At 56.4% G+C, this 9284-nt stretch carries 7 protein-coding genes and 3 pseudogenes; 9 read left to right on the top strand and 1 reads right to left on the bottom strand.

Translation table 11 applies throughout. The features are described from left to right. Positions 1-84, top strand: a pseudogene (locus ABJI08_RS19015) (IS6 family transposase); the annotation flags it as partial. A 57-nt stretch (positions 85-141) separates the two neighbouring features. Here ABJI08_RS19015 and ABJI08_RS19010 read toward each other — a convergent pair. Next, positions 142-276, bottom strand: a pseudogene (locus ABJI08_RS19010) (transposase); the annotation flags it as partial. A 59-nt stretch (positions 277-335) separates the two neighbouring features. Between ABJI08_RS19010 and ABJI08_RS19005 the strand changes: the two are divergent. The 8 genes and pseudogenes from ABJI08_RS19005 to ABJI08_RS18970 form a co-directional block, all read left to right on the top strand. Beyond that, positions 336-1043 carry an IS6 family transposase gene (locus ABJI08_RS19005; RefSeq protein ID WP_348403433.1) on the top strand — a complete coding sequence of 236 codons (708 nt, stop codon included), beginning with the start codon at positions 336-338 and terminating at the stop codon, positions 1041-1043. A gap of 668 nt (positions 1044-1711) precedes the next feature. Next, positions 1712-2776, top strand: a complete 1065-nt coding sequence (locus ABJI08_RS19000) for a LacI family DNA-binding transcriptional regulator (protein WP_348403432.1) — start codon at positions 1712-1714, stop codon at positions 2774-2776. A 36-nt stretch (positions 2777-2812) separates the two neighbouring features. After that, positions 2813-4165 carry an ABC transporter substrate-binding protein gene (locus ABJI08_RS18995; RefSeq protein WP_348403431.1) on the top strand — a complete coding sequence of 451 codons (1353 nt, stop codon included), beginning with the start codon at positions 2813-2815 and terminating at the stop codon, positions 4163-4165. Positions 4166-4234: 69 nt separating this feature from the next. Next, complete coding sequence (locus ABJI08_RS18990; RefSeq protein WP_348403430.1) at positions 4235-5479, top strand: sugar ABC transporter permease; 1245 nt, start codon at positions 4235-4237, stop codon at positions 5477-5479. Further along, a complete protein-coding gene (locus ABJI08_RS18985; protein ID WP_348403429.1) occupies positions 5476-6690 on the top strand; it encodes a carbohydrate ABC transporter permease in 1215 nt (404 codons plus the stop codon). The genes ABJI08_RS18990 and ABJI08_RS18985 overlap by 4 nt, the downstream gene beginning before the upstream one ends. A 1-nt stretch (position 6691) precedes the next feature. Continuing rightward, complete coding sequence (locus ABJI08_RS18980) at positions 6692-7945, top strand: hypothetical protein (RefSeq protein ID WP_348403428.1); 1254 nt, start codon at positions 6692-6694, stop codon at positions 7943-7945. Then, positions 7945-8961 (top strand): ABC transporter ATP-binding protein, encoded by a 1017-nt coding sequence (locus tag ABJI08_RS18975; RefSeq protein WP_348403427.1) that lies wholly within the window; start codon positions 7945-7947, stop codon positions 8959-8961. The genes ABJI08_RS18980 and ABJI08_RS18975 overlap by 1 nt, the downstream gene beginning before the upstream one ends. A 203-nt stretch (positions 8962-9164) precedes the next feature. Further along, positions 9165-9284 (top strand): annotated as a pseudogene (locus ABJI08_RS18970) (IS6 family transposase); the annotation flags it as partial.

The raw sequence follows: 9284 nt of genomic DNA, 5'->3' as shown, positions 1-9284 counted from the left end.
GAACGTCACCTTTACTCACGTGCCAATTTCAAGCTTAACCGCGCCGCCGCTCTCTCCGAGTGGCGTCAACTTTGTTCGGCATAGGTTGCTGTTTTTACCGGTAAACTGAGACTGGTTCGAATTAGTCTGACACCACCCATTGACTGCTTCGTTGCGAGCGACTGCTCCGGCACTTGTGGGCTTCCACGGCTTGGCGTTCTTGCGCGGCGGAATAACAGCATGGGCATTCCTAGCGGCAATAGCGTCGTGACACTTGCGCGTGTCATAGGCCCTGTCAGGGCATTGTCAGAGGAAACTCGGTTGTGAAGGACAGGGTGCCAATCTAGCCTCTAGCCATGACAAAACGCTCCCCATTTCGATACTTCAAAACGAGCCCGGAGATCATCCGCTTGGCGGTGATGATGTACGTTCGGTTTCCACTTTCGCTTAGAAACGTGGAGGACCTACTCCACGAGCGCGGCATCGACGTGAGTCACGAAACGATCCGATTTTGGTGGAACCGGTTTGGCCCATTGTTTGCATCTGAAATCCGCAGAAAACGGATCAGCCGGATGCGGTGTTACTCGAACTGGCAATGGCATCGCGATGAGGTTTTCGTGAAGATCAACGGCGAACGCCATTACCTTTGGCGTGCGGTTGATCACGAAGGTGAGGTGCTTGAAAGCTACGTCACCAAGCGCCGCGATAGGGTTGCAGCCCTAAAATTCTTGAAGAAAGCGATGAAGCGGTATGGACAACCGGAAGTCATCGCGACCGACAAATTGCGTTCCTATGGTGCTGCAATGAAAGTTATCGGGAATGTGGCTAGGCAAGAGACTGGTCGTTGGAAAAACAATCGCGCAGAAAATTCACACCTACCTTTTCGACGAAGGGAACGTGCCATGCATCGCTTTCGCCGCATGCGTAGTTTGCAGAAATTTGCTTCCGTCCATGCATCCGTTTTCAACCACTTCAATCAGGAGCGCAGCCTTTCCCAAAGAGACCATTTCAAGCTGAATCGCAACGCTGCTCTCGCTGAGTGGCGGTGTCTTTGCGCGGCATAAAGGACAACCCTATTGGCCTAACTGAGACTGGTTCGCATTCGTCTGACAGCACCCTGCTGTGGGCTCGCAGCCGCCTTGCGGCGGTGCGGCAGCACACTTGCAGCGAAATCGCGTGGACCCTGTGTGGCCAATGACTTCTTCCAGCCGATGTTGTTGAAAAACTCCGTTTTTGACGAAATCAGTGAATTTTTTGCCCGAACAGCGCGACTAACTTTTCGAAGCGAGGGGTTCGGCCAAATAAGCTTTCTTCTGCTCGTGTGGCAGCCCACTGCGCCTCACGACGGATCTCATCTGACTTTTCGGTATCACGGGTTCCTTCCGAAAAATCGCGACATCTTAAATTCGGAGTTTTTCAACACAAACCGCCCAAACCGGGCTTAGAGGGGCACCGCAGCGACAGTCCGCTATCAACCTCATGTTCACTTTAGGCGATCCGGCGAGATCTAATAGCGAAAGCAAATGTAAGTGAAACCAACTGAAACTTTGCGGCGGCGAATTGCTGAAGATGCTGCCACCTTTTGTGATCTTCAATGCGGCAAGCGGAGGTGGGACTTGCCACCAAAACCGCGCTTTCTGGCAGCGACGGAAAACCAATCCGAAGGGGTTCGCTGAATATACCCTTGCCGAAACCGGTTTCGAAACTCAGTGTGAGTCGCAGGGGGAACACCATGGGGCACGCACCAACAATATTGTCAGACGGTCCAAGCCGCTCTCGCGTCACGATTAGCGACGTCGCAGATGCTCTGAATTTGACCAAATCGACAGTGTCGCGGGCCCTCAACGGATATCCAGATATTTCGAAATCGACCCAACTTCGGGTCAAACGCATGGCTGAGCGAATGAACTATCAGCCGCTCAGCCATGCTCAGGCGATCAAGACTGGACGAACCCGATCACTTGGGTTTGTGTTGCAGCTTGCCGATCATGACGCCCAGCGCCCTTTCCTAGCTGAATTCCTTGCTGGGTTATCGGCGGGATCAACTGCGCAGGGGTATACGTTGACAGTCGCGTCCGCTGACAGTGAGGCGCACTTGATCGAAACATTCCGCACGCTTTTGCGGGATCGCAAGGCAGATGGGTTCATCCTGCCGCGCGCAATGGTTAACGATCCACGCGTTGAGTTGTTGCGCGCCGCAAACGTGCCGTTTGTCCTATTTGGTCGACAGGCTGACCCCAAGGGGTGCTGCTGGTTCGACATACGCGGCGAAGATGCAATGCAAGAGGCCGTGATGCATTTATCCGAGCTTGGACACAGTCGGATCGGGTTCATCAACGGTGGCACAATCTATTCCTACGCGAAATTGCGCGGCGAGGGTTTCAGGGCGGGCATGGCGCAAGCCGGTCTAGCAGTTGACCTCGATCTGATCCGCGAAAATGCGGTTACCATGGACGACGGCCGCGAAGCGGCGGCTTCTCTACTTGATATGGCGTATCCACCAACAGCGATCGTTTGTGCTGTCGATCAAGTGGCTTTGGGCGTTTACCGCGCCGCGGCTGACCGTGAGATCACAATCGGACGCGACCTGTCAGTTGTTGGGTATGACGGCATCCAAGAAGGCGCGCACGCCCAGCCCCCACTTACCACCTTTGCTGTCGACACCCGGGCCGCGGGGGTCGAATTGGCGACCTTGCTGGTCAAATGCATTCGGGGCGAGCCGTCTGAGGACTTACGCAAGACCGCGAATGCAGCCTTCGTCAGGCGCGGGTCAACGGGACCTTGCATCGACCATTAGAATTCGAACACCAAAAATCTCTAGGGAGGAGACACTATGACCATCAACAGAAAATCACTATTGCGCTCAGGTGCTGCCATGGCAATTGCCTTGTCCGCGACAGGACTTGCGGCCGATGACCTGCGGTTTTGGACTACCGAGGAACAGCCCGAGCGCCTTGCCCGTCAAGAAGCCATGGCTGCTGATTTCGCCACCGCTTCCGGTCACACGGTCGAGGTCATTCCGGTCACCGAAAACGACCTTGGCACACGCGCAACGGCGGCCTTTGCCGCGGGCGATTTGCCGGACGTTATCTATCACCCGCTTCAGTATGCTGCCCCATGGGCCGAGGCAGGAATTCTGGACACGGATGCTGCAACAGATGCCATCGAAGCTTTGGGCGGAGATACATTCGCTCAGGGCGCATTGAACATGGCTGCGGTTGACGGCGGTTATGCCTCTGTGCCAGTGGACGGCTGGACGCAGATGCTCGTCTACCGCGCTGATTTGTTTGCGGAAAAGGGCCTTGAGCCACCAAATTCCTACGCCAATGTTCTGGCGGCCGTCGATGCGCTGCACAATCCACCACAGATGTACGGCTTTGTGGCAGCAACCAAGATCGACGAGAACTTCATGTCTCAGGTTCTTGAGCATGTGTTCCTAGCCAATGGCGTGTCCCCAGTCGGCACCGATGGAGTTCAGGCACTGGACGAAGCGGCCACAATCGAGGTGTTGGAATTCTACAAGGCCATCGCCGAAGCCTCGCCTCCGGGTGATCTGTACTGGGATCAGTCCCGCACCCTATACTTCTCGGGCAATGCGGCGATGATCATTTGGTCACCATTTATTCTGGACGAACTTGCAGGTCTTCGTGACAGTGCCCCGCCCACGATCAACGACGATCCAACGTCCTCCGATCTGGCAGCAGCCACAGGAATCGTGACCAACTTTGCGGGTCCATCCAATCCTGATGGTGCGGCATGGGGCGATGTTCGCTACTTCGGCATCACGTCCGACGCGTCCACAGATGCGGCGATGGAATTCGTTCAATACTCCATGTCCGAAGGCTATGGCGCAACGCTGGCAATCGCCCCCGAAGGCAAATTCCCGGTCCGTCGCGGCACAGCCGGCAACCCGACCGAGTACGCAGACCTTTGGGCGACACTGGACGTTGGTGTAGACCGCAAGGCACCGTTGGGCGACCTTTATGAGGCGTCAATGATCGAAGAGATCGTTGGCGGTCTGGATGTCGCACAGCGCTGGGGCGTGGCCGAAGGCCAGCTTTCCGCAGCCTCTGCGATCATCAATAGCCAAGTCATCAACCGTTTCGTACGCGAGTACATCGACGGTGAGCGTGACGCGGCTGCAACTGTTGCCGAACTGAACGCTGCAATCGCGGCTGTTCAGTAATACCTACATTGGGCACCCCGCTGACGGGGTGCCCAAGCCCCAACCATAGCATTCCCAAAAGGAATTCAGATGGCAGATCTAGGCCCCCCCATTGGCACAGGACCACTCGGCAAACGCGAAGCGCGTTTGGCTTGGGGGTTATTGTTCCCGACGATCACAGCCGTATCGCTGGTCGTCCTGTTGCCGCTGCTGGCAATCTTCTGGATTTCTTTCAAGCCCGTTGAACTGGGCGATCTGCGCGCACCCGAAGTGGTGCTACGCGAAGACATTCGCGGCGATTATGACGCCGTGGGCGATGAAGCAACGATCCGCTACCGCCTGCGCAATTCATCACAGGACCAACCAATCACCGGTGTGAGCTTTTTGGACACTTTGCCGCTCGGACTTGCTGTGCAAGACCTAGACCCTCGCTGCGCACTGGACGGGCGCGCTCTGTTTTGTGATCTGGGTGACTGGGAACCGGGCACCCGTGAGACCCTGACAATCCCTGTCACGGTCGAGCAAGCCTATCTGGACAACGGATTGCGCCCACAAGACAGTCCCACCTCAACGACCGGCGTGTCATCATACGTCCTGACCAATAGCACCTTTACACTCGAAAATTTCAAACGGGTCTTCAGTGGCGGCGAGTTTTCCGAAGTGCTCTGGGTGACGTTGTTTTATACCGTCTTTGGCACTATCGGTGCGCTCCTTGTGGGTCTTTTCGCGGCGCTTTTGCTGAACAAATCCTTCCGTGGCCAAGGCATTCTGCGTGGCCTCTATCTGTTTCCTTATGTGGCCCCGATTATCGCTGTGGCCTTTGCGTGGCTCATCCTGTTTGACCCGTTTTCGGGTTCGGCCAACGCATTGCTGATCCAGATGGGTGTGACCCCGCAGGCGATCAACTTCTTTGGCGAACGCCCTTTGGCCCTGATCATGGTCACCGTCTTTGAAATCTGGCGCTATTTTCCGTTGTCGTTCTTGTTCATCCTTGCACGGATGCAAAGCATCGACACCGATATGTATGAAGCCGCCGACATGGATGGGGCCTCGCCGTTCCAGCAGTTCTGGTCTCTCAGTGTTCCGCAACTTCTGGGCATCCTGAGCGTGCTGTTCTTGCTTCGCTTCATCTGGACGTTCAACAAATTCGACGACATCTTTTTGCTGACCGGCGGCAACGCGGGCACCCGCACGCTGACCGTGAACGTCTATGAACAGGCCTTCGCGATCTCTAACATCGGAGCGGGCGCCGCGGTGGCGGTCGTGATCTTTGGCTGCTTGCTGACGTTTTCGGTGTTCTTCCTCAAATACATCTCTCGGGAGGAAGGGCTATGAAGGCGCTGCGCTTCAACTATGTCACCAGTCCCATCATTGGTGCACTTTGGATGGTCGTTCTGTCCACCACGTTCGCCGTTCTGATGAGTTTTGCTACGGGTGAGCCGTTTCGCCCACACATCGGGCTATCCCTTTTGTGGGGTGGCGTGATCGGCTTCGCGATTGGGCACAGATTGGGCGGTTTCATTGGTGAAATCCTCGCAGGGGCGGCGTTGCTGGCCCTTATCCTGCTTGGCTTTGGGCCCTTGGTGATGGGCGAAGACGTATCAACGTTTTCCACCATTTTTGCCGCCGTTGTCCTGTCAGTCGCATTTGTTTGGTCCACCCACTACATCCTTGATGACCTCCCTGCCGGTGCCCTGAACCGGCATGAGTTCGAGGGCGCGCTGATCCGCTTCTTTACTGGCTTTGGGTATATTTTCTTCACCGCAATCGTGCTGATCCCGTTCTACGTCATGGTCATGACAAGCTTCAAAAACCAGTCAGAGCTGATGCAGAACCCACTCGATTTCTCGATTGACCTCAGCAAAGGATCAGAATTGTTCCGATCCTATTATGAGCTGTTCGCCCAGTTCAATTTTGGCACCTACCTGTTCAACTCGTTCTTCATCTCGGTGATCACGGTCTTCATAACGCTCGCATTCGCAATCCCGGGCGCCTATGCGGTGGCGCGGTTGCGGTTCCGTGGGCAAGCCGCGTTCTCGCGCTCGATCCTCTTGATCTACATGGTGCCGATGATCGTCTTAGCGCTGCCAATCTACATAGCCTTCTCGGCTATGGGCCTGCGCAACACCTTCATTGGCATCGTGATGATCTATCCTGTGACGACGATCCCCGTCGCGCTCTACATGCTGCAAGGCTATTTTCGGGGCCTGCCGTCAGAGGTCGAAGAGGCCGGACTGATGGATGGCCTTAGCCGCCTTGCGGTAATTTGGAAGATCACCCTGCCGCTGTCCTTGCCGGCGCTGGCTTCGGTGTCGCTTTATGTTTTCATGATCGCTTGGAACGAGTTCCTGCTGGCCTTCATGCTGCTGGATGACCCAAGCAAATTCACCCTGACACGTGGGATCGCGGCGCTGAACTCCTCTGAAATTCCACGCCAGCATCTGATGGCCGGGTCCGTGATCGCTACGGTGCCTATCATGGCACTCTTCTTGGGCCTCGAACGCTTTATGACGAAAGGGCTGACCGCCGGGTCAGTGAAGGGATAACATGACGTTAGACGAACAAGCCCGCGACATTCTGCGCATGAACGACAAGGGGGGCTATACGCTCCCGACCCATGGGCTTTATCCTTACCAGTGGAACTGGGACAGCGCCTTTGCCGCCTGGGGATTCACAACGTTTGATCCTGATCGCGGGTGGATTGAACTGGAAACCCTGATAACGGGCCAATGGGATGACGGAATGCTGCCGCATATCCTGTTTCACCGCGTTGACCCCGGCTACTTTCCGGGCCCGGACGTTTGGCAAGGGCGTGGCCCAATCCCGTCATCTGGCATCAGCCAACCACCAGTCGCCGCGACCTTCATGGCCAAGATGCTGGCCATGGACCCCAGCGGCGAGCCCCGCGCCCGTGCGATGTGGCCCAAGCTTAACGCTTGGCACCGCTGGTTCATGGAGTGGCGTCTGGATCAGGGCGCGGTCTGCGTCACCCATCCTTGGGAAGCCGGACGCGACAACGCCCCTGATTGGGACGGTGCAATGAAAGCAATCAATGCCGAGGACGTGGGCGACTACACCCGCAGGGACACCAGCCATGTCGACCCCGCGATGCGCCCCACCAAATACGACTACGACCGCTATCTCAAACTGGTGCAGCTAGGCGTCTCGGTTAACTGGGACCAGGGCAAACTGCGCGAGATCAACCCCTTCCGAGTTGCCGACCCCACGATGACCTTCACCTTGTTGCGCGCACAACGGGACATGGCCGCGATGGGCCGTCGTTTCGGCGAGGACGTGTCCGAGATCGAAGGCTGGATTAAGGTGCTTGAAGCAGGTGTCGAGACCCTCTGGAACCCCGACATTGCAGGATTTGACAGCCGCGACGTTCATGCCGGAAACTTCAATGGGGTGCTCTCGAACGCCTCTGCGTTGTGTTGGTATGCCGGTATCAAAGACGACCGCGCCTTGCCCGCAGTTGCCCGCATGTTGAACGCCGCCCGCTATGGCCTTGCGAGCTATGACCCGGAAGGCGAAGGGTTCGAACCATTGCGTTACTGGCGCGGGCCGACCTGGCCAATTATGAACTACCTCGTCGGCTCCGGTATGGAGGAGCAAGGCGTTCATGATCTGGGCGCGCGCATCCGTGGGGACACCGCGCGGCTGATGGAAATGAATGGCTTTGCCGAATACTACAGCCCGCTGGACGGCACACCCGCAGGCGGAGAGACATTCACCTGGACCGCTGCCGTCTGGCTTGGGTGGGCAGGAAATAATCGAGAAAACCAACGAGGAGCCGCCTGATGTCGTCAATCAAACTCAATGCAGTCGAAAAATGGTTTGGCGAAACGCAAGTCATCAAGGGCGTGGATCTCGAGATCGAAGAAGGTGAATTCGTTATTTTTGTCGGCCCCTCCGGCTGTGGCAAATCAACCTTGCTACGTATGATCGCCGGGCTAGAGGAAACGTCACGCGGGCAAATCATGATCGGGGACCGTGACGCCACAGCAGAGCCGCCCAGCAAGCGGGGATTGGCAATGGTGTTCCAATCTTACGCGCTATACCCGCATATGTCGGTGCGCGATAACGTCGGCTTTCCTTTGAAATCTGCGGGGCTGCCTAAGGCGGAAGTCGACGCCAAGGTTAACGAGGCAGCCCACGTCCTGAAGCTCGACGACTACATGGACCGCCGCCCTAAAGACCTGTCCGGCGGGCAACGTCAGCGCGTCGCCATCGGCCGCTCAATCGTCCGTGATCCCACTGCGTTCCTGTTCGATGAGCCACTGTCGAACCTCGATGCTGCCTTGCGGGTCGAAATGCGCTATGAAATCGCCAAGCTGCACCAAACCCTGCAGTCGACGATGATCTACGTGACCCATGATCAGGTCGAAGCGATGACTCTGGCCGACCGAATTGTTGTTCTTGAATTTGGCAAGATTGCGCAGGTAGGTAGCCCTCGCGAGCTTTATGAACGCCCCGCCAACTTGTTTGTCGCTCAATTTATTGGCTCACCTCGGATGAACGTCGTCCCGAGCACGTCGGTGAAGGGCATACCGCTGCATGAAAATGCGACAGACGTTGGTATGCGCCCGGAACACATCGAATTGGTCGATCCCGGGGCAGGTTTAATCGAGGGGACGGTCGATGTGCTGGAGTATCTTGGCGCCGATACCTTCATGATCCTCTCGTGTGAAGACGCTGGGCAAATCACGGTCCGTGTAAATGGAAATACGACCTTAAGGCCCGGTGACGCAGTTGGTTTGCGCATCTCCAACGATCTGCTTCACACTTTCAATTCAGACGGGCTGGCCATTTATTAGAATAGCCTTTGTAATCGGTCCGGCTGTGGCAGATTTGGCCCTACAGCCATACCTTGGTGCATTCCACGGCGAATGTCCGGTTCTCGCCCGTGGTGCGTTTCGCTGCTAGGGTCAGGCCCCATTAACTGATTGGGCAATGTCAGAGGAAACTCGGTTGTGAAGGGCAGGGTGTGAAGGGCAGAGTGGCGACCTAGCGTTGCCGAATGACAAAACGATCCCCTTTTCGGTACTTCAAAACGAGCCCTGAGATTATCCGCCTTGCGGTGATGCTCTATGTCCGATTTCCACTTTCATTGCGCAATGTGGAAGACCTGCTGCACGAA

Source organism: Shimia sp. (genome assembly GCF_039969785.1).
Lineage (GTDB): Bacteria > Pseudomonadota > Alphaproteobacteria > Rhodobacterales > Rhodobacteraceae > Shimia.
This window is presented reverse-complemented; position numbering and strand designations above follow the sequence as displayed.

Bases quoted from the DNA above. Each gene is read 5' to 3' on its own strand.
- ABJI08_RS19005 (WP_348403433.1), top strand. From the start codon at position 336: ATGACAAAACGCTCCCCATTTCGATACTTCAAAACGAGCCCGGAGATC.
- ABJI08_RS18985 (WP_348403429.1), top strand. From the start codon at position 5,476: ATGAAGGCGCTGCGCTTCAACTATGTCACCAGTCCCATCATTGGTGCA.
- ABJI08_RS18975 (WP_348403427.1), top strand. From the start codon at position 7,945: ATGTCGTCAATCAAACTCAATGCAGTCGAAAAATGGTTTGGCGAAACG.
- ABJI08_RS19000 (WP_348403432.1), top strand. From the start codon at position 1,712: ATGGGGCACGCACCAACAATATTGTCAGACGGTCCAAGCCGCTCTCGC.
- ABJI08_RS18980 (WP_348403428.1), top strand. From the start codon at position 6,692: ATGACGTTAGACGAACAAGCCCGCGACATTCTGCGCATGAACGACAAG.
- ABJI08_RS18995 (WP_348403431.1), top strand. From the start codon at position 2,813: ATGACCATCAACAGAAAATCACTATTGCGCTCAGGTGCTGCCATGGCA.
- ABJI08_RS18990 (WP_348403430.1), top strand. From the start codon at position 4,235: ATGGCAGATCTAGGCCCCCCCATTGGCACAGGACCACTCGGCAAACGC.